Annotated in this window: 15 protein-coding genes and 1 other RNA gene; 10 read left to right on the top strand and 6 right to left on the bottom strand. The window is 38.9% G+C overall.

The window, feature by feature from the left end; translation table 11 throughout:
• Positions 1-38: 38 nt before the first annotated feature.
• Positions 39-779, bottom strand: a complete 741-nt coding sequence (locus tag ACLNCS_RS02160) for an amino acid ABC transporter ATP-binding protein (protein ID WP_004251965.1) — start codon at positions 777-779, stop codon at positions 39-41.
• Entirely contained in the window at positions 779-2,344 is a 1,566-nt protein-coding gene (locus ACLNCS_RS02155; protein WP_414311865.1) for an ABC transporter substrate-binding protein/permease, read from the bottom strand. Before ACLNCS_RS02155 ends, ACLNCS_RS02160 begins: the two co-directional genes overlap by 1 nt.
• A 130-nt stretch (positions 2,345-2,474) precedes the next feature.
• Between ACLNCS_RS02155 and ACLNCS_RS02150 the strand changes: the two genes are divergently transcribed.
• Both ACLNCS_RS02150 and ACLNCS_RS02145 read left to right on the top strand, forming a co-directional pair.
• Complete coding sequence (locus tag ACLNCS_RS02150) at positions 2,475-4,367, top strand: DUF2207 domain-containing protein (RefSeq protein ID WP_074324376.1); 1,893 nt, start codon at positions 2,475-2,477, stop codon at positions 4,365-4,367.
• A gap of 61 nt (positions 4,368-4,428) precedes the next feature.
• Entirely contained in the window at positions 4,429-5,274 is an 846-nt protein-coding gene (locus ACLNCS_RS02145) for an undecaprenyl-diphosphate phosphatase (protein ID WP_074324377.1), read from the top strand.
• A gap of 35 nt (positions 5,275-5,309) precedes the next feature.
• Here the strand turns inward: ACLNCS_RS02145 and dinB are convergent, their stop codons facing one another.
• A complete protein-coding gene (dinB, locus tag ACLNCS_RS02140) occupies positions 5,310-6,371 on the bottom strand; it encodes a DNA polymerase IV (protein ID WP_424847020.1) in 1,062 nt (353 codons plus the stop codon).
• A 238-nt stretch (positions 6,372-6,609) separates the two neighbouring features.
• Between dinB and pflB the strand changes: the two genes are divergently transcribed.
• On the top strand, positions 6,610-8,925 hold the full coding sequence (pflB, locus tag ACLNCS_RS02135) for a formate C-acetyltransferase (protein WP_004251975.1): 2,316 nt from the start codon (positions 6,610-6,612) through the stop codon (positions 8,923-8,925).
• Between the two features lie 405 nt (positions 8,926-9,330).
• Positions 9,331-11,433 carry an AAA family ATPase gene (locus ACLNCS_RS02130; RefSeq protein ID WP_424847017.1) on the top strand — a complete coding sequence of 701 codons (2,103 nt, stop codon included), beginning with the start codon at positions 9,331-9,333 and terminating at the stop codon, positions 11,431-11,433.
• 59 nt (positions 11,434-11,492) lie between these two features.
• Here the strand turns inward: ACLNCS_RS02130 and ACLNCS_RS02125 are convergent, their stop codons facing one another.
• Positions 11,493-11,975 (bottom strand): S-ribosylhomocysteine lyase, encoded by a 483-nt coding sequence (locus tag ACLNCS_RS02125; protein WP_004251981.1) that lies wholly within the window; start codon positions 11,973-11,975, stop codon positions 11,493-11,495.
• 205 nt (positions 11,976-12,180) lie between these two features.
• On the opposite strand from ACLNCS_RS02125, the gene ACLNCS_RS02120 reads away from it, so the two are divergent.
• A complete protein-coding gene (locus ACLNCS_RS02120; RefSeq protein ID WP_424847015.1) occupies positions 12,181-14,163 on the top strand; it encodes a peptide ABC transporter substrate-binding protein in 1,983 nt (660 codons plus the stop codon).
• Between the two features lie 54 nt (positions 14,164-14,217).
• On the opposite strand, the gene pbp1a is transcribed toward ACLNCS_RS02120, so the two are convergent.
• Positions 14,218-16,353, bottom strand: a complete 2,136-nt coding sequence (gene pbp1a, locus ACLNCS_RS02115; protein ID WP_424847013.1) for a penicillin-binding protein PBP1A — start codon at positions 16,351-16,353, stop codon at positions 14,218-14,220.
• Positions 16,350-16,946, bottom strand: a complete 597-nt coding sequence (recU, locus tag ACLNCS_RS02110) for a Holliday junction resolvase RecU (protein ID WP_223333591.1) — start codon at positions 16,944-16,946, stop codon at positions 16,350-16,352. The genes pbp1a and recU overlap by 4 nt, the downstream gene beginning before the upstream one ends.
• A 67-nt stretch (positions 16,947-17,013) precedes the next feature.
• Here recU and ACLNCS_RS02105 point away from each other — a divergent pair, with 67 nt between their 5' ends.
• The 5 genes from ACLNCS_RS02105 to mapZ all read left to right on the top strand — a co-directional run bounded on the left by ACLNCS_RS02105 (position 17,014) and on the right by mapZ (position 21,045).
• On the top strand, positions 17,014-17,541 hold the full coding sequence (locus ACLNCS_RS02105; RefSeq protein WP_006152179.1) for a DUF1273 domain-containing protein: 528 nt from the start codon (positions 17,014-17,016) through the stop codon (positions 17,539-17,541).
• A gap of 69 nt (positions 17,542-17,610) precedes the next feature.
• Complete coding sequence (gene gpsB / locus ACLNCS_RS02100) at positions 17,611-17,946, top strand: cell division regulator GpsB (protein WP_006152068.1); 336 nt, start codon at positions 17,611-17,613, stop codon at positions 17,944-17,946.
• An 18-nt stretch (positions 17,947-17,964) separates the two neighbouring features.
• Positions 17,965-18,346: RNase P RNA component class B (gene rnpB / locus ACLNCS_RS02095), an RNA gene on the top strand.
• 82 nt (positions 18,347-18,428) lie between these two features.
• Positions 18,429-19,607 (top strand): THUMP domain-containing class I SAM-dependent RNA methyltransferase, encoded by a 1,179-nt coding sequence (locus tag ACLNCS_RS02090; protein WP_424847010.1) that lies wholly within the window; start codon positions 18,429-18,431, stop codon positions 19,605-19,607.
• Positions 19,600-21,045, top strand: coding sequence for a cell division site-positioning protein MapZ (gene mapZ / locus ACLNCS_RS02085; protein ID WP_178895372.1), 1,446 nt, complete (start codon positions 19,600-19,602; stop codon positions 21,043-21,045). Before ACLNCS_RS02090 ends, mapZ begins: the two co-directional genes overlap by 8 nt.
• Positions 21,046-21,050: the final 5 nt, after the last annotated feature.

Below are 21,050 nucleotides of genomic sequence, written 5' to 3'. Positions count from 1 at the left end.
TGGAATATAAAAAAAGACTGCAATGGCAGTCTTTTTTCTTATCGAAGATAGCGTTGTAAAAATTCTCTTGTACGTTCTTCTTTGGGATTAGTAAATAGATCTTCTGGTTTGCCTTCTTCTGCAATGACACCCTTATCCATAAAGATGACACGGTGTGATACATCGCGAGCAAATTCCATTTCGTGGGTTACGACGATCATGGTCAAGCCTTCTTGAGCTAAATCTTGCATGATTTTGAGAACCTCACCGACCATTTCAGGGTCAAGAGCTGATGTAGGCTCATCAAAGAGAATAGCATCAGGATTCATGGAAAGTGCACGAGCAATAGCAACACGCTGCTTTTGCCCACCAGAAAGTTGTTTAGGTTTGGCTTGCCAGTAACGTTCTCCCATGCCAACTTTTTCAAGGTTCTCTTTAGCTACTTTCTCTGCTTCTGAGCGATCACGTTTGAGTACAGTTGTTTGGGCAACGATTGTATTTTCAAGCACGTTTAGATTTTCAAAAAGGTTGAAGGACTGGAAGACCATTCCTAGTTTTTCTCGATAGTGAGTGAGGTTATATCCTTTTTCGAGGACATTTTCACCGTGATAAAGGATTTTACCTTCAGTTGGTGTTTCAAGTAAGTTGATTGAACGTAGGAAGGTTGATTTACCACTACCGGAACTTCCAATGATAGAAATAACTTCTCCTTTATGGATAGTAAGCGAAATATCTTTTAGGACCTCGTTTTGTCCATAGGATTTTTTGAGGTGTTTGATTTCAAGAATGGGTTGATTCATTATTTCAAATCCTCCGTTTGCATTTGGTTAGCACCTGTAGTGTAGGTATCCATATCCATCCGTTTTTCGATATAGCGTAGGATACGTGTTACTGTAAAGGTGAGGACAAAGTAGATAACTGCGATAATAGTAAAGGTTTGGAAGTACTGGTAAGTCTGTGTTGCTACTGTATTTCCTGAGAAGTAAAGTTCTACAACAGAGATAACATTCAATACAGAAGTATCCTTGATGTTGATGACGAACTCATTACCAGTAGCAGGTAGGATATTTCGAACTACCTGAGGTAAAACAATCTTACGCATGGTTTGATTATGAGTCATACCAAGAGCAGTAGCTGCTTCAAATTGTCCCTTGTCAACAGCTAGGATACCACCACGAACGATTTCGGTCATGTAGGCACCGGTATTGATAGAAACGATAAAGATAGCAGCGAGAGTACGGTCTAGGTTGATTCCGAAAGCCTGGGCAGTTCCATAGTAGATAACCATAGATTGTACAATCATAGGAGTTCCACGGAAAATTTCAATATAGATATTGAGAATCCAACCAACTATATTTTGAATGACGTAGATAAATTGATTTTCAGATTGAGGCGCAGTACGGAAAACACCGATAGCAAGACCAATAACGAGACCTACGATGGTACCGATAATTGAAATTAAAAGTGTGATTCCAGCACCACGCAAGAGTTGTTGCCAGTTTTCAGTTAGAATTTTAGCAACTTGGCTAAAGAAATTGCTGCTGTTTTCTTCGGTAGTTGTAGCTTCTACAGGTTGCTCTTTAATCATACGATCCATTAGGGCAACCTGTTCATCTTTAGAGATGGTTTCGATGCTAGCATTGATTTGGCTGATACGTTCGTCATCCTTACGAAGACCGATAGCGATAGAGGTATCTTCTTCCCCAGTTTTAAAACCAGGTTCAGGCTGAATCATTTTGAACTTTGCATTTGCTGACTCAGCAGTTAGGGCTTCTGGTCGTTCAGAAACATAAGCGTCAATGACACCAGCTTCAAGAGCTTGACGCATTTGTGCGAAATCACCCATGGCAGTTTCTTTTTTAGCGCCTGGAATTTGAGAAATCAAGTCGTAAAGGTAAACCCCTTGTTGAGAAGTGATTTTTGCATCTTTAAAGTCATCTAGTGTTTTAGCGTTTGCATAAGCTGAATCCTTTTTGACTAAAAGTACTGGTTCACTGGTATAGTAACTGCTTGAGAAGGCAATTTCTTGCTTACGTTCAGCGGTTGGACTCATACCTGCAATAATCATATCGATCTTGCCAGAGGTCAGAGCTGGAACAAGTCCTTCCCATTTTGTTTTTACAATGAGTGGTTCTTTACTCAGATCTTTAGCGATTTTTTTTGCAATTTGAACATCGTAACCGTTAGCATATTGGTTTGTTCCATCAATCTTGACAGCGCCGTTACTGTCGTCATCTTGAGTCCAGTTAAATGGTGCGTAAGCTGCCTCCATTCCGATGCGTAAATATTCATCGGCTTGGACCTGGCTAACTAGTCCTAGAGTAAGGGCTAAGCTAGCAAGGATAGATAAGCATAATTTTTTCATGTTTTCTCCTATTTCTAGTCTAAAAATGGCTCCCTCTATTGTATCGAAAAAGCGGAACTTTTTCAATCTTAGTAAACCCTTACTTGTAAAAAAATGATATAATGAGAAAAAAGTCAAAAGAGGCTATATTATGAAAAAAAGATGGTTAATAGTACTTATATTTACTTGTCTGATAATTGTTCCAAAATTGGTTTTTGCCGTGGATTTCAGCATTCCATCCTATAAGGGAGAACTGTATATTCATGCAGACAATACAGCAGAATTTAGACAGAAGATAGTTTATCAGTTTGAGGAGGACTTTAAGGGCCAAATCGTGGGACTTGGACGTGCTGGCAAGATGCCTAGCGGATTTTATATTGATCCTCAGCCAAAGGTTGAGGCATCTAAAAATGGTCATAAAATCGAAAATCTTACCAGCGAAGTGACAGAAGAAACGAATGGTTATACTGTTAAAGTCTATAATCCAGGTCAGGAAGGGGACAGGGTCGAAGTGGAACTTACCTGGCAATTGAAAAATCTTCTTTTTTTATATGATGATATCGCTGAATTAAATTGGCAACCCTTAACAGATAGTTCAGAATCTATTGAAAAATTTGAGTTTCATGTGATGGGAGATAATGGGGCCGAAAAACTCTTTTTTCACACAGGGCAACTCTATAGAGAGGGAAGGATTGAACAGAGTGGTCATGACTATACTATTCGTTTAGACAATCTTCCGTCTAAGCGCGGAGTTGAGTTGCATGCCTACTGGCCTCGAACTGATTTTGCTAGCGCTACAGATCAGGGCTTAAAAGGAAATCGTTTAGAAGAGTTTAACAATATAGAAGAGTCGATTGTTAGAGAAAAAGATCAGAGTAAACAACTCGTTACTTGGGTATTTCCTTCAATACTTTCCATCTCCTTGTTATTGAGTATCTGCTTCTATTATATCTATAGAAGAAAAACCACTCCTTCAGTCGAATATGCTAAAAATCATCGTCTCTATGAACCGCCGATGGAATTAGAGCCTATGGTTTTATCAGAGACTGTCTACTCGACCTCCTTGGAGGAAGTGAGTCCTCTAACCAAAGGAGCAGGTAAATTCACCTTTGACCAACTTATTCAAGCTACCTTGTTAGATGTGATTGACCGTGGGAATGTCTCTATTATTTCAGAGGGAGACGCAGTTGGTTTGAGGCTGGTAAAAGAAGATGGTTTATCAAGCTTTGAAAAAGACTGCCTAAATCTGGCCTTTTCAGGCAAAAAAGAAACCACTCTTTCCGATTTGTTCGCAGATTACAAGGTATCTGACAGTCTTTATCGTGGAGCCAAAGCTGCTGATGAAAAACGGATTCAAACAAAAGGTCGTAAGCTCAAATATTCTTTTGAAAGAGCATTGAAAGAGATGCAAGAAGGGGTCAAGGACCGAGTCGCTTTCTTGGGACTCCCAGATTACTATCGTTCTTTAACTGGTGTGGAAAAGGCCTTGCAAGTGGGTATGGGACTTTCTACTATCCTACCTCTATTTATCGGATTTGGTTTGTTTTTGTACAGTTTAGATGTTCATGCTTATTTTTACCTCCCTTTGTCAGTACTTGGTTTTCTAGGTTTAGTTTTGGCTGTTTTCTATTATTGGAAGCTTCGACTAGATAATCGTGATGGTGTTCTAAATGAAGTAGGAGCAGAGGTCTATTATCTTTGGACGAGTTTTGAAAATATGTTACGTGAGATTGCACGACTGGATCAGGCTGAATTGGAAAGTATTGTTGTTTGGAATCGTCTATTAGTGTATGCAACTTTGTTTGGATATGCTGACAAGGTTAGTCATTTGATGAAGGTTCACCAGATCAAAGTTGAAAATCCAGATATCAATCTCTATGTAGCCTATGGTTGGCATAGCATATTTTACCATTCAACAGCGCAAATGAGCCATTACGCCAGTGTCGCAAATACAGCAAGTACCTTTTCTGTATCATCCGGAAGCGGTAGCTCTGGTGGTGGTTTCTCAGGCGGTGGCGGTGGTGGAAGTGTTGGTGCTTTCTAAAGAAAACTCAACACAGCCTTTAAAAGTATGATATAATGGAGGATAGAAAAAGGAGTAATCTATGTATTTTTTTGAAATTTTAAAATCAATCTTTTTTGGTATTGTTGAAGGAATTACGGAATGGTTGCCGATTTCAAGTACTGGTCACTTGATTTTAGCGGAAGAATTCGTCAAATATAAAGACCAAACTGAAGCTTTCAAGTCTTTGTTTAACGTAGTCATTCAACTTGGTGCCATCTTTGCAGTTGTGGTTATCTACTTTAATAAACTTAATCCTTTCAAACCAGGTAAGGATAAAGTTCAAGTTCGTAGAACTTGGCAGTTATGGTCCAAAGTTTTTGTGGCGACTCTTCCTCTTCTCTTAGTCTTTAAGTTTGATGATTGGTTTGATACCTATTTCCATAACAAGGTTTCAGTAGCCATTATGTTGATTGTTTATGGAGTTGCCTTTATCTATCTTGAAAAACGTAACAAAGCGCAAGCGATTGAGCCAACAGTTACTGAGTTAGATAAATTACCTTATAAAACAGCCCTCTATATTGGATTTTTCCAAGTTTTGTCCCTTTTACCAGGAACTAGTCGTTCTGGTGCTACAATCATTGGTGGTTTGTTGAATGGGACTAGTCGTTCAGTGGTGACAGAATTTACCTTCTATTTAGGAATTCCAGTTATGTTTGGAGCCAGCGCTTTGAAGATTTTTAAATTCATCAAGGCTGGAGAAGTCTTGAGTTTTGGTCAATTCTTCTTGCTCTTGGTAGCCATGGTAGTGGCTTTTGCAGTCAGCATGGTTGCCATTCGTTTCTTGACCAGCTATGTCAAAAAACACGACTTTACAGTGTTTGGTAAATACCGTATTGTCCTTGGTAGTGTATTACTACTTTATAGCTTCATTCGACTATTTGTATAAGAAAAAAACCTTGAAGGAAGATTCCTTCAAGGTTTTTAAAATCCAGTCACAGTGACTCCTAATAAACGGACTCCCTTGTCTTTATCACTCAGTGTTTCGTAGAGTTGGATAATACTTTGAGCAATTTTTTCAGAGTCTTGTGTTTGTTGATTCAGTGTTTTTCGTTTTGTTAAAGTAGAAAAGTCAGCATAGCGGATTTTCAAAATGACGATCTTACCACTTTTTTCATATTTTTGAAGACTAAGAGAAACTTTTTCCGAAAGGAGAGTTAGCTCTTTTTTAATATCTTCATCTAGACTTAGAATCTTACTGTAAGTTTTTTCTTTACCAATAGACTTACGGATACGATTTGATTTGACAGGAGAGTTATCTATACCTCGAGCCTTACGATATAGATCAAAGCCAAGTCTTCCGAAACGATCAATGAGAGTGATTTCAGAAATCTCTAAAAGGTCAGTACCTGTATATACACCCATTTGATGGAGTTTTTCAACTGTTTTCTTGCCCACACCGTGGAATTTAGCGATATCCATTTGTTTGAGAAAATCTTCAGCTTCATCAGGAAGAATGACTGTCAAACCACGAGGCTTTTGATAGTCACTTGCCATTTTAGCTAAAAATTTATTGTATGATACACCAGCAGAAGCTGTTAATTGTAATTCATTCCAGATATCCTGCTGAATTAAACGAGCAATTTTAACAGCAGATTTGATACCAAGCTTGTTTTCAGTTACATCTAGATAAGCTTCGTCGATACTCATGGGTTCAATTTTATCCGTATATCGTTTAAAAATAGTTCGAATCTGTTGGCCAACAGTAGTATATTTTTCGTAGTTCCCAGAAATAAAAATAGCTTGAGGACAGCGTTCATAAGCCTCTTTTGAACTCATAGCTGAGTGAATGCCGAATGCTCTGGCTTCATAACTACAGGTTGAAACAACACCCCGACCACCTGTTTTCCTAGGGTCGCTACCAATAATAACGGGTTTGCCTTTAAGTTTAGGATTGTCACGAATTTCTACAGCAGCAAAAAAGGCATCCATGTCAATATGGATAATTTTACGGGATAAATCATTCATCAGTGGAAATATCAGCATGAAATGGCCTTTCTTTAGTAGTTTTTCTAGCCTTATTATACCTTTTTTCTGAAAAAATAGGAAATAGCTAATTATTTTTCAAAAATATACTACAGTTTGCACTAAAATAACAACTGTATTATAAAAGAAAGTGTCTAAAAAGTGTGATTTCACTTGTTGAAATCGTTTACTGTGTGTTATACTGAATATATGAATGTAACAGATTACTGTTACTAGAAAGATAAAAGAGGACATTAACATGGTTGTTAAGACAGTTGTTGAAGCACAGGACATTTTTGACAAAGCCTGGGAAGGCTTTAAAGGTGTTGACTGGAAAGAAAAAGCAAGTGTATCACGCTTTGTACAAGCTAACTACACACCTTATGATGGAGATGAAAGCTTCCTTGCAGGACCAACAGAGCGTTCACTTCACATCAAAAAAATCGTAGAAGAAACTAAAGCACACTACGAAGAAACTCGTTTCCCAATGGACACTCGTCCAACGTCTATCGCTGACATCCCTGCAGGATTCATCGACAAAGAAAACGAGGTTATCTTTGGTATCCAAAATGACGAACTCTTTAAATTGAACTTCATGCCAAAAGGTGGTATCCGTATGGCTGAAACTACTTTGAAAGAAAATGGATACGAGCCAGACCCAGCTGTTCACGAAATCTTTACTAAATATGTAACAACAGTTAACGACGGTATCTTCCGTGCTTACACTTCAAACATCCGTCGTGCTCGTCACGCTCACACTGTAACTGGTCTTCCAGATGCATACTCACGTGGACGTATCATCGGTGTTTATGCACGTCTTGCTCTTTACGGTGCAGACTACTTGATGCAAGAAAAAGTGAACGATTGGAACTCAATCGAAGAAATCGATGAAGAAACAATCCGTCTTCGTGAAGAAATCAACCTTCAATATCAAGCATTGCAACAAGTTGTACGCTTGGGTGATCTTTACGGAGTTGACGTTCGCAAACCAGCGATGAACGTTAAAGAAGCTATCCAATGGGTAAACATTGCCTTCATGGCTGTCTGCCGTGTTATCAACGGTGCAGCTACATCTCTAGGACGTGTGCCAATCGTATTGGATATCTATGCAGAACGTGACCTTGCTCGTGGTACATTTACTGAATCAGAAATCCAAGAATTTATTGATGATTTCGTTATGAAACTTCGTACAGTTAAATTTGCTCGTACAAAAGCTTATGACCAATTGTACTCAGGTGACCCAACCTTCATCACAACTTCTATGGCTGGTATGGGTAACGACGGTCGTCACCGTGTTACTAAGATGGACTACCGTTTCTTGAACACTCTTGATAACATCGGTAACTCTCCAGAACCAAACTTGACAGTTCTTTGGACTGACAAATTGCCATACAACTTCCGTCGCTACTGTATGCACATGAGCCACAAACACTCTTCAATCCAATACGAAGGTGTTACAACAATGGCTAAAGATGGATACGGTGAAATGAGCTGTATCTCATGTTGTGTGTCTCCACTTGACCCAGAAAACGAAGAACAACGTCACAACATCCAGTACTTCGGTGCTCGCGTTAACGTTCTTAAAGCTCTTCTTACTGGTTTGAACGGTGGTTACGACGATGTTCATAAAGACTATAAAGTATTTGACATTGAACCAATCCGTGACGAAGTTCTTGAATTCGAATCAGTTAAAGCAAACTTTGAAAAATCTCTTGACTGGTTGACTGACACTTACGTAGATGCTTTGAACATCATCCACTACATGACTGATAAGTACAACTATGAAGCTGTTCAAATGGCCTTCTTGCCAACTAAACAACGTGCTAACATGGGATTCGGTATCTGTGGATTTGCTAACACTGTTGATACATTGTCAGCTATCAAGTACGCTACAGTTAAACCAATCCGTGACGAAAATGGCTACATCTACGATTACGAAACAATCGGTGAATACCCACGTTGGGGTGAAGATGACCCACGTTCAAACGAATTGGCAGAATGGTTGATCGAAGCTTACACAACTCGTCTACGTAGCCACAAACTTTACAAAGATGCAGAAGCTACAGTATCACTTTTGACAATCACATCTAACGTTGCTTACTCTAAACAAACTGGTAACTCACCAGTCCACAAAGGTGTATACCTCAACGAAGATGGTTCTGTGAACTTGTCTAAACTTGAATTCTTCTCACCAGGTGCGAACCCATCTAACAAAGCTAAAGGTGGATGGTTGCAAAACTTGAACTCACTTGCTAGCCTTGACTTTGGTTATGCAGCTGATGGTATCTCATTGACAACTCAAGTTTCACCACGTGCTCTTGGTAAAACTCGTGACGAACAAGTTGATAACTTGGTAACAATCCTTGATGGTTACTTCGAAAACGGTGGACAACACGTTAACTTGAACGTTATGGACTTGAACGATGTTTACGAAAAAATCATGTCAGGTGAAGACGTAATCGTTCGTATCTCTGGATACTGTGTAAACACTAAATACCTCACTCCGGAACAAAAAACTGAATTAACACAACGTGTCTTCCACGAAGTTCTTTCAATGGATGATGCATTGAGCTAAGATTTATAAATAGTAAATCAAAAACCAGTCACTCTGACTGGTTTTTTTATTATAAAAATTTTTTAAAAAAAATTAGTCAAATTTGGTCAAATCTCTTGACTAAAACTGACCAAAGTGATATACTAAGAACATAAGGATAAGGAAAGTCCTTAGAAAACCTTGATTTTAAGGTGATTGTATATAGTATCTTAAGATCAAAGTATGGGTAAAACCTAGAAAAGAGGTACAACCTATGGTTAACATTAGTATTTTTAGAAGTCCAATCGAAACACCTGTATTGGATAAAGAAAAACCTGAAATTATACGTAGAGTAGCAAATAGCTAGTCTAAATTTTTTGAAACAAAGGTCAGAGAAAGTCAAATTATTTTGGCTGAGTAAATTTGAAAATAAACGAGGTATGAAATATGAATAACAACTTTAATAACTTTAACAACATGGATAATTTATTTAACCAATTGATGGGCGGTATGCGTGGATACAGTTCAGAAAATCGTCGTTACTTGATTAACGGCCGTGAAGTAACACCTGAAGAATTCGCTATTTACCGTCAAACCGGTCAACTTCCAAGCGAAGGAAGTGAACAAGCTCAGTACGTTCAAGGTAAAGGTATGAAACAAGATGGGATTCTTGCAAAACTTGGACGTAACTTAACAGCAGAAGCACGTGAAGGTAAGTTAGATCCGGTTATTGGACGTAATAAAGAAATCCAAGAAACTTCTGAAATTCTTTCTCGTCGCACAAAGAATAATCCAGTTCTTGTCGGTGATGCTGGTGTTGGTAAAACTGCAGTAGTAGAAGGATTGGCCCAAGCTATCGTGAACGGTGACGTTCCTGCAGCAATCAAGAACAAAGAGATTATTTCTATTGATATTTCTGGACTTGAAGCTGGTACTCAATACCGTGGTAGCTTTGAAGAAAACATTCAAAACTTGGTAAACGAAGTCAAAGAAGCTGGAAATATTATCCTTTTCTTCGACGAAATTCACCAAATCCTTGGTGCTGGTAGCACAGGTGATGGTCAAGGGTCTAAAGGTCTTGCAGATATCTTGAAACCAGCTCTTTCACGTGGTGAATTGACAGTGATTGGTGCAACTACTCAAGATGAATACCGTAATACCATCTTGAAAAACGCAGCCCTTGCTCGTCGTTTCAACGAAGTGAAGGTTAATGCTCCATCTGCTGAAGATACCTTCAAGATTCTTCAAGGCATTCGAGATCTTTATCAACAACACCACAATGTTATTTTGCCAGATGAAGTCTTGAAAGCTGCCGTTGATTACTCTGTTCAATATATTCCACAACGTAGCTTGCCGGATAAGGCTATTGACCTTGTGGATGTGACAGCTGCTCACTTGGCAGCACAACACCCAGTTACAGATGTACATGCAGTTGAGCACGAAATTCAAGCGGAAAAAACTAAACAAGAAGAAGCTGCGGCTAAAGAAGATTACGAAGCAGCTCTAAATGCAAAAGTCCGTATCGAAGAGCTTGAAAAGCAAATTGCTAATCATACAGAAGATCACAAGGTTACAGCTACTGTAAATGATGTAGCTGAGTCTGTCGAACGGATGACTGGAATTCCAGTATCACAAATGGGTGCAACCGATATCGAACGATTGAAAGATATGGGTCACCGTTTGCAAACGAAAGTTATTGGTCAAGACAAGGCTGTTGAAGCAGTAGCAAAAGCTATCCGTCGTAACCGTGCTGGTTTTGATGAAGGTAACCGTCCAATCGGTAGCTTCCTCTTTGTAGGACCTACTGGTGTTGGTAAAACTGAGTTGGCTAAACAATTGGCTCTTGATATGTTCGGAACGAAAGATGCTATCATCCGTTTAGATATGTCAGAATATAGCGACCGTACAGCCGTATCTAAATTGATTGGTACAACTGCAGGTTATGTTGGATACGATGACAACAACAATACCTTGACAGAACGTGTTCGCCGCAATCCATACTCAATCGTACTTTTGGATGAGATTGAAAAGGCTGACCCTCAAGTCATCACTCTTCTTCTCCAAGTTTTGGACGATGGTCGTTTGACAGATGGTCAAGGTAACACTGTCAACTTCAAGAATACGGTGATTATCGCAACTTCAAACGCAGGCTTTGGTTACGAAGCTAACTTGACAGAAGATGCTGATAAACCAGAACTTATGGATCGTTTGAAACCTTACTTCCGTCCAGAATTCTTGAACCGTTTCAATGCTGTCATCGAATTCTCACACTTGAGCAAAGAAGATCTTTCTAAGATTGTAGACCTTATGTTGGTTGAAGTTAACAAGACGCTTTCTAAGAAAGACATTGACTTGGTAGTGAGCGAAGCTGCTAAAGAATACATGACTGAAGAAGGCTACGATGAAGTCATGGGTGTTCGTCCACTCCGACGTGTGGTTGAACAACAAATCCGTGACAAAGTCACAGACTTCCACTTGGATAACCTTGATGCTAAACACCTAGAAGCTGACATGGAAGATGGTGTTTTGGTCATTCGTGAAAAAGCCTAAATCAAGATTTAGAAAATAAAAAAAGGAACCAGTTCAAAAGCTGGTTTCTTTTTTTATTATTAGATGACATGACGTTCAAAGGCATCGTCTGAGATTCCTTGTTGGAGAATCAATTTTGCCCATTCCTTAGCAGAAAAGAGGCTGTGATCCTTGTAGTTTCCGCAAGATTCAATAGTTGTTCCTGGGACATCTTCCCAAGTTGTTGTTTCAGCGATTTCCTTCAATGAATCCTTGATGACAGCTGCGATTTCAGCGCTAGAATGACGTCCCCACATAATCATATGGAACCCTGTACGACAACCAAATGGTGAACAATCGATCATACCGTCGATGCGAGTACGGATTAGCTTAGCCAAGAGGTGCTCAATAGTATGAAGTCCAGCAGTAGGGATAGAGTCCTCATTTGGTTGAACCAAGCGGATATCAAAGTTAGAAATGATATCTCCTTTCGGTCCAGTCTCTTCTCCAATCAAGCGGACATAAGGAGCTTTTACAATCGTATGATCTAGTTCAAAACTTTCAACAATAACTTCTTTTGACATGGTATTTCCTTTCAACTTTCTTCTTTCATTATATCATAAAGATATAGTTGATAAATGTCAATGATTGAAATTTTCCTAAAAAGATTTTCATATTAGAAATAGAGGAAGAAAATATTTTCGAATCAATTTGAAAAATTCTGAAAATTGTATTGACACATGGCTGAAAAGGGACTATAATGTATAAAAAGTCATAAAGGAGTTTATTATGAAATTTTCAAAAGTAATGGCCCTAGCAGGAGTGACTCTGTTAGCGTCAGGTGTTTTGGCAGCTTGTTCAGGTTCAGGCTCTAGTGCAAAAGGTGAGAAAACTTTTTCTTACGTTTATGAAACAGATCCAGACAGCCTCAACTATCTGACAACAGGTAAGGCTGCGGTTGCTAATATCACAAGTAATGTTGTTGACGGTTTGATGGAGAATGACCGTTACGGGAACTTCGTGCCATCTATGGCAGAAGACTGGTCAGTATCTCAAGATGGTTTGACTTACACTTATACAATTCGTAAAGATGCTAAGTGGTACACTTCTGAAGGTGAAGAGTATGCACCTGTGAAAGCTCAAGACTTTGTAACAGGTCTTAAATATGCAGCTGATAATAAGTCAGAAGCCCTTTATCTTGTTCAAGAATCCATTAAAGGTCTTGATGCTTATGTTAAAGGTGAAGTAAAAGACTTCTCAGAAGTTGGAATCAAGGCAATTGATGATCAAACTGTTCAATACACTTTGAATAAACCAGAAAGCTTCTGGAACTCTAAGACAACTATGGGTGTTCTTGCACCGGTCAATGAAGAATTTCTTACTTCAAAAGGAAGTGACTTTGCCAAAGCAACAGATCCAAGCAGTATCCTTTATAACGGTCCTTACTTGTTGAAATCATTGGTAGCTAAATCTTCAGTAGAATTCGAAAAGAATCCAAACTACTGGGATAAGGACAATGTTCATATTGATAAAGTAAAACTATCATTCTGGGATGGTCAAGACAATAACAAACTTGCAGAAAACTTCAAAGATGGAAGCTTTTCAATGGCTCGTCTCTTCCCAACAAGTGCAAGTTATCCTGAACTCGAAAAAGAGTTTAAAGACAACATCGTTTATACACCTCAAGATTCTTCAACTTACTTAGTTGGGACAAATATTGACCGTCAGTCTTACAAGTACACTTCTAAGACTACAGATGAGCAAAAGACATCAACTAAAAAAGCTCTCCTTAACAAAGATTTCCGTCAAGCTCTTGCCTTTGGTTTTGATAGAACTGCTTATGCTTCTCAAGTAAATGGAGAAAGTGGAGCAACAAAACTTCTTCGTAACTTGTTTGTACCACCAACATTTGTTCAAGTTGATGGTAAAAACTTTGGTGACTTAGTTAAAGAAAAATTAGTAAGCTATGGTGATGAGTGGAAAGATGTCAATCTAGATGACGCTCAAGATGGTCTTTACAATCCTGAAAAAGCGAAAGCAGAATTTGCTAAAGCTAAGACAGCTCTCCAAGCAGAGGGTGTTCAATTCCCAATTCACTTGGATATGCCAGTTGACCAAACAAGTACTACAAAAGTACAACGTGTTCAATCGTTAAAACAATCACTTGAAGCAACATTAGGAGCTGACAACGTAGTTGTTGATATCCAACAACTTCAAAAAGATGAAGTTCTCAATGTTACCTACTTTGCTGAAACAGCTGCTGGAGAAGATTGGGATCTCTCAGATAACGTTGGTTGGTCACCAGACTATATCGACCCATCTACTTACCTTGATATCATCAAACCATCAGTCGGTGAAAATACTAAGACTTATCTAGGATTTGATTCTGGTACAAACAACGCCGCTGCCAAACAAGTTGGTTTGGAAGACTACGAAAAGATGGTTGTTGAAGCTGGAAATGAAAACACTGACATTTCAAAACGTTATGACAAATATGCTGCAGCTCAAGCTTGGTTGACAGATAGTGCATTGATTATTCCAACAACTTCCCAAACTGGACGTCCAATGTTGTCTAAGATGGTGCCATACACTCTTCCATTTGCTTACTCAGGTAACAAGGGAACAAGTGAAGCCCTCTTGTACAAGTACCTTGAACTTCAAGATAAACCAGTAACTGCTGAAGAATATCAAAAAGCTCAAGATAAATGGAAGAAAGAAAAAGAAGAATCTAATAAAAAAGCGCAAGAAGATCTTGCTAACCATGTAAAATAAAAAAATGGAGTTAGTTATCTAACTCCATTTTTTTATATTCTAAAAGAATTCGGTTTATCGAGGATTTCTATTTATATTTGGCTCGTTAGTATTTGCATTAATTGCGTTGTTTGCATTATTTGCATTGTTTGTTGTTTCATGAGTCGTTTCATGAGTTGTGTCTTCTGTAGAAACGATTGGGGCCTCAGTCACTATAGGTTGTTGGGTTGTTGGATTCGTCCAGTTATTGCGAGCGCCATTTTTAAAGACATATCCACCACTTCGATGAAGACCTTCAGGCATTGTCCAATCACCAGGGTGATCATTTTCAGCGAGATATTCCATCATTGAACGATAGATGCTACCAGCAACTCTAAATCCGTCACCAACAATTGGTGTCAATCGATTGGAGTAACCAGTCCATACTGCCATTGAGTATTTACGTGTATAGCCAACAAACATTTCATCAGGAGCGACATACTGATCGGTTTTGATATGATTCTCAATTTCAGCATCAGTATAGTTTGATGTACCAGTTTTACCCGCTTGAGGTAACCAAGAAATGTAAGCACCAGTACCGTTTCCATAATATAGTACTGTTTTCATCATCTCGGTCATCATATAAGCTGTTGTTTCTTTCATAGCACGAGTACCAGGGTCGGAGAATTCCTTAGAACTTCCGTCACTGAATACTACTTTGTTGATGTACATTGGCTTATAATAAGTACCACCATTCGCAAATGCGGCATAAGCTGCAGCCATTTTTTCACTACTTGCACCGTACTGTTTACCTGATTCGGTCGTATTACTTGAAATTGCATTTGCGTATACCATAGTTGGATAATCAATGCCTAATCCATTTAGGAAACCTTTTGCTTTATCGAGTCCAACTCTATCGAGAGTTTCAACGGCTGGGACATTACGCGATTGTTGGATAGCAGTTTGAAGGGTAATATTACCATAATAACCCCTATCCCAGTTGTAGACTGGAGTGCTAGTACCTGGGAAGTTATATGGTACATCCTTGAGCATGTAGGCAGTAGAGTCATAAATGTCATACTCTAATGCAGGAGCATAGTCTGTGATTGGTTTCATGGTAGAACCCCAGTCACGGTTAGTTTCAACAGCTTGGTTAATACCGAAAGATACGTTACTAGCTTGGTGACGTGAACCAAGCTGAGCAATAACTTTACCATTTGTAACGTCTACGATAGTAGAAGCAGCTTGAAAATCATCGTCTGGGTACTCGACATATTCGTTAGTATTGTAAACATCCCAGAGTCGTTTTTGAACATCTTGGTCTACGTTGGTGTAGACATCCATTCCAGTAGTTAAAAGGTTGTAGCCTGTCTCTGTTTCAACTTGTTCAATCACTTCTTTGAGGTAATTGTCTAAGTATGGAGGATAGGAGTTGCTTCCTTTAAGACTTTGTAAACCATCAGTGATTGGTGTATTTATAGCAGTTTCGTATTGCTCTGCAGTTAGATAACCTTGTTTTTGCATCTCTGATAGGACTAGATTACGACGTTCAGTGGCTTCTTCTGGGTGAGAATAAGGATCGTATTGGTTAGGTGCCTGTGGCATTCCGGCTAGAAGAGCAAGTTGTGGAATTGATAGGTCTTTTAAATCTTTACCATAGTAACTTTGAGCTGCAGTTTGCATCCCATAGTTACCATTTGACATGTATACCTTATTGATGTAATATGTCAAAATTTCTTGTTTAGTTGCAGTTCTTTCTAACTGAATAGCTAGCCAAGCTTCTTGGGCTTTACGTGAGATTGTTTGGTCTGACGAAGAAGTTGAAAAGTAAGTTAATTTTATCAACTGTTGCGTCAAGGTTGAACCACCTTGGAGGCCACCTCTACTAGTTAAGTTTCGCAGGAAAGCTCCAGCTATTCGAATGCTATCGATTCCTCTATGGTTAAAAAAACGGTGATCTTCGATAGAGACAATTGCATTGACTAGTTCAATAGGAATTTCATTGCTTTGAGCATTGACACGACGCTCGGCTCCTAAGTCAGCAATCAATTCGTTTTTACTGTCGTAAATTTTACTTGAAGTTGTTGCGACAAGTTTGCTTTCAGAAAGTTCTGGTGCTTTAGATACATAGTAGAAGAAGACACTTCCACCAATCAATATTGCAGCAATAAAGGCTGCTAAAAATCCAATTCCTAGATATTTAGCAATGCGCCAGATAAGTTGTTTGTTCATATTGTTTTACCACCTAGTAAATGTTGTTTGACGATATCGAGATAAGGTATTTGAGGGAAGGCTTGTTGTTCAATCACATAACCATGCTCTCGAATATAATCAAGCGGCATTGATTTTTTCCCCATATCCTGTTGAAAAAAACGGATAAGGTCAATCGCCGGTAATAAATATGTTTCCTGATAAGAAGAAAAATGGATTAGGACGAAGCAAATTCCCTTTTGTTCAAGAACCTGTTCCATATGCTGTATCTGATGAGAATGGAAGTTCTTCATCGGGAAAGCATTTTTTTGTCTGGTTTCCTTTGCTTCGAAATCGATGTAAAATCCTTCATAAACACCCGAGTAGTCAGTAGTTGAAGCTTGTCTAAAATAGGCTTCAACAATTTTAGCGCGACTCCGTTGAGGGTAGTCGACCCGAACAATCTGAACAGGGGTTGGCTTTTTGTGAATGACTGCTATTCCATGTGATAGATAGTAGTCATTGGTAGCATTAATCATCTTTTCAAAGCTCATACCTCGATTTGCGAAATTTTTAGTTTGAGGTAGAGAAGTTTTGCTTGGTTTAGATGAAAGTTTATGTGGATAGTTGACCATAGTCCTCCTTATTGGTACAATAACATCACTCTATTATACCACAAAGGTTTTCAGAAAGGGTGAAAAAATGCATACAGCCTTGGTTTTGGGATACTCAGCTTTTGATTTGGGAGTGTTTAACGAAAAGGACATTCGCTTAAAAATTATCAAAAAAGCCATTCGAAGAGATTTGGAAAGATTGGCTGAGGAAGGGTTGCAATGGCTAGTGTTTACAGGTTCTCTTGGTTTTGAACATTGGGTTTTAGAAGTCGCCAAGGAAATGAAAGATGACTATGGATTTCAACTAGCGACTATTTTTGATTTTGAAACACATGGATCGAATTGGAATGAAGCAAATCAGATCAAATTGAGTGATTTTAAACAGGTCGATTTTATCAAGTATGCCTATCCGGCTTATGAGCATAAAAGCCAATTGAGAGATTACCAGATTTTTTTACTTGAAAATACAGATGGAGCCTATCTTTTTTATGATCAAGAAAACGAAACAAAACTGAGATTTTTTTACGAACTGATGAAAAAGAAAGACAACTATATTACAAAAAGATTAACATTTGAGGATTTAAACGAAATAGCCGAAAATTTTTCCGAAAATTGAGGCTTTGACCTTGCTTTTTGTTTGCCTTTTTTTATATAATAATACTAGTAACTGAGAATGGAGAGAGACATGGCAAGTATTATTTTTACAGCAAAGGATATTTTTGAGCAGGATTTCGGAAGAGAAGTACGTGGATACAGTAAAGCAGAGGTAGATGAATTCTTAGATGACGTTATCAAGGATTATGAAACTTATGCAGCGTTGGTTAAATCATTGCGCTTGGAAGTCGCAGAATTGAAAGAACAATTGGCGAACAAACCTCAAGTGGAACCTGTATCTGTAACGTCTGAGCCTGCTGAGCTTGGAAGTACGACTTCTATGACTAACTTTGATATCTTGAAACGCTTGAATCGTCTTGAAAAAGAAGTATTTGGAAAACAAATCGTAGAAAATTCTGATTTCTAAGAATCATACAGTTGTGCAATTTTTGGATAATCGCGTGGAGAGTTTATCTTTTCATGAGGAAAGTCCATGCTAGCACAGGCTGTGATGCCTGTAGTGTTTGTGCTAGGCGAAACCATAAGCCTAGGGACGAGAAATCGTTACGGCGAGTGAATAGACTAAGTTTTCGGATATGTTTTAGTAGCTCTGAAAGTGCCACAGTGACGAAGTCTCTCTGGAAACAGAGAGAGTGGAACGCGGTAAACCCCTCAAGCTAGCAACCCAAATTTTGGTCGGGGCATGGAGTGCGCGGAAACGAACGTAGTACTCTGACTGCTAGCAGCTTCTAGCTGTTAGTGGTAGACAGATGATTATCGAAAGAAGTGGTCCTAGTCACTTCTGGAACAAAACATGGCTTATAGAAAATTGCATATAGGTTGGGGCTGAGAAATTTTCTCAACCTCATTTTTTAAAGGTGAACAAGAGAAAGGTCTTTAAAGACTGACATGAAACAAACATTTAATTTAATCGCGACTGCTGCAGCAGGCTTAGAGGCTGTTGTAGGTCGGGAAGTGCGTGCACTTGGCTATGACTGTCAAGTTGAGAATGGTCGCGTTCGCTTTGAAGGAGATGTAAAGACAATTATTGAAACCAATTTGTGGCTACGAGCTGCAGATAGGATTAAGATTGTTGTTGGGACTTTTCCTGCAAAAACATTTGAAGAACTTTTTCAAGGAGTTTTTGCCTTAGATTGGGAAAACTATTTACCACTTGGAGCGCGTTTTCCAATTTCAAAGGCTAAGTGTGTCAAATCAAAACTTCATAATGAACCTAGTGTTCAAGCTATTTCTAAAAAAGCAGTTGTGAAGAAGTTGCAGAAACATTATGCTCGACCAGAAGGTGTTCCGCTGATGGAAAATGGTCCAGAGTTTAAAATAGAGGTTTCAATTCTTAAAGATGTTGCGACTATCATGATTGACACAAGTGGCTCTAGTCTTTTCAAACGAGGTTATCGTACTGAAAAAGGTGGTGCTCCTATTAAAGAGAACATGGCAGCAGCAATTCTGCAATTATCAAACTGGTATCCAGATAAACCTTTGATCGATCCAACCTGTGGTTCAGGGACCTTCTGTATTGAGGCAGCTATGATTGCTCGTAATATGGCGCCAGGCTTACGCCGTTCCTTTGCTTTCGAGGATTGGAACTGGGTTAACGACCGGTTAATTCAGCAAATTCGTACGGAAGCTAGCAAGAAGATTAATCGTGAGATTGAGCTAGACATCATGGGCTGTGATATCGATGGCCGCATGGTGGAAATTGCTAAGGCAAATGCTCAGGCTGCAGGGGTTTCTAAGGATATACACTTTAAGCAGATGCGCGTGCAGGATTTGCGAACAGATAAGATTAATGGGGTTATTATTTCGAATCCACCATATGGGGAACGCTTATCAGATGACGCAGGAGTAACAAAGCTCTATGCTGAGATGGGAGAGGTATTTGCACCACTTAAAACCTGGAGTAAATTTATCCTGACCAGTGATGAAGCTTTTGAAAGTAAATATGGTAGTCAGGCAGATAAAAAACGGAAACTCTATAACGGTACCTTGAAAGTTGATTTATATCAATATTTTGGTCAACGTGTGAAAAGGCAAGATGTTAAAAAAGAAAGGAATGCAGATGAGTAAGAAAAGACGCGATCGTCATCATAAAGGTGAGCAAGAATCTAAATTTGAATTTGAAGAGGCTAAAGATTTAACGGTTGGTCAGGCTATTCGTAAGAACGAAGAGGTTGAAGCAGGTGTGACTCCAGATGATACCATCTTAGACAAATATATCAAGCAACACCGTGAAGAAATCGAAGCAGACAAATTTGAAAATTTACAAACGAAAAAAGAGGAATCCACTCAAAGCTTGGACGATATGATTCAGGAAGTGAGAGAAACAACTGAACAAGAAAGTGCATTAAGTTCAGAAGAGGAAGCAATTGCTCTTGCAGTAGCTGCAGAGACAACTGAAATCGTTGTTCAAGAAGCTGAAGAAGAGGAAACGAGAATTCTCGAGCAACCTTTTAAGGATGAATTGGAAGCTGTTGAAATGACTGAGGTAGAAAACTCCGAAGTGGGAGTGGTTTATGAGGAAAATGAAGATCAGCTACAACCTTTTTCTCGTTCTACTGAAGTTGATGATGAACCAAAAAATAAAAAGAAATGGGCGATTTTGTCAGCCATTATTTTGCTATTCCTCTTGATTTTTGGAGGTGGCTATTACGTTTATCGTCAGATTGCGCGCTCTTCTCAAGAACTTCAAACTAAGGCTGCAGATTCAGGCTTGGTAAGCAATCAGTCGGTCTATGAACAATTTAATGCGCTCTACGACACGTTTTATACTGATGAAAACAAAACAGCTCTTAAAAATAGCCAGTTTAGTCAACTGAATCAATTGAAGGAACTTCTAGATAAACTTGAAGGAGCGAGAGAACATACTCTAGCCAAATCAAAATATGATAGCTTAGAAACACAGATAAAAGCAATTCAAGAAGTAAATTCTCAATTTGAAACTCCAGCTATTACAGATGGTGTTTTGGATACAAATGCAAAAATTAAAGCGGATGCTAAATTTACAGATATCAAGACTGGTAATACAGAAATTGATAAACTTCTAGACAAAGCAATCAGTCTTGGTAAGAGTCAATTAGCAAGTACAACAACAAGTGCAGCTTCAACGTCAGCCGCTAGCCAAGAAGCGTCAAGCCCAACGACAGAAAGCAGTCCATCTACTTCAACAAATGAGACTGCGTCATCTACGAATGGTGGCTTGTCGAGCGAAGGCGTTAATTTGCAAAGAAGTGTCAGTCGAGTACCGTATAATCAAGCCGCTGTAAGTGATAGTAGTAATCCTGCTTGGACTTTTGCAGATGGTGTCCTTGAACGAATACTTGAGACATCCCGTGCACGTGGATATATCACTGGAAACCAATATATCTTGGAACCTGTAAATATCGTTAATGGCAATGGTTATTACAACCTTTATAAACCAGATGGAACTTATCTCTTCACTCTAAACTGTAAGACAGGATACTTTGTTGGGAATGGTTCTGGCCATGCGGATGATTTAGACTACTAGTCAAA

The sequence above is a fragment of the Streptococcus sp. CL9.43 genome (assembly GCF_049737935.1).
Classification (GTDB): domain Bacteria; phylum Bacillota; class Bacilli; order Lactobacillales; family Streptococcaceae; genus Streptococcus; species Streptococcus infantis_I.
The sequence above is the reverse complement of the archived record's forward strand: the minus strand, read 5'-3'. Positions and strand labels throughout refer to the sequence as shown.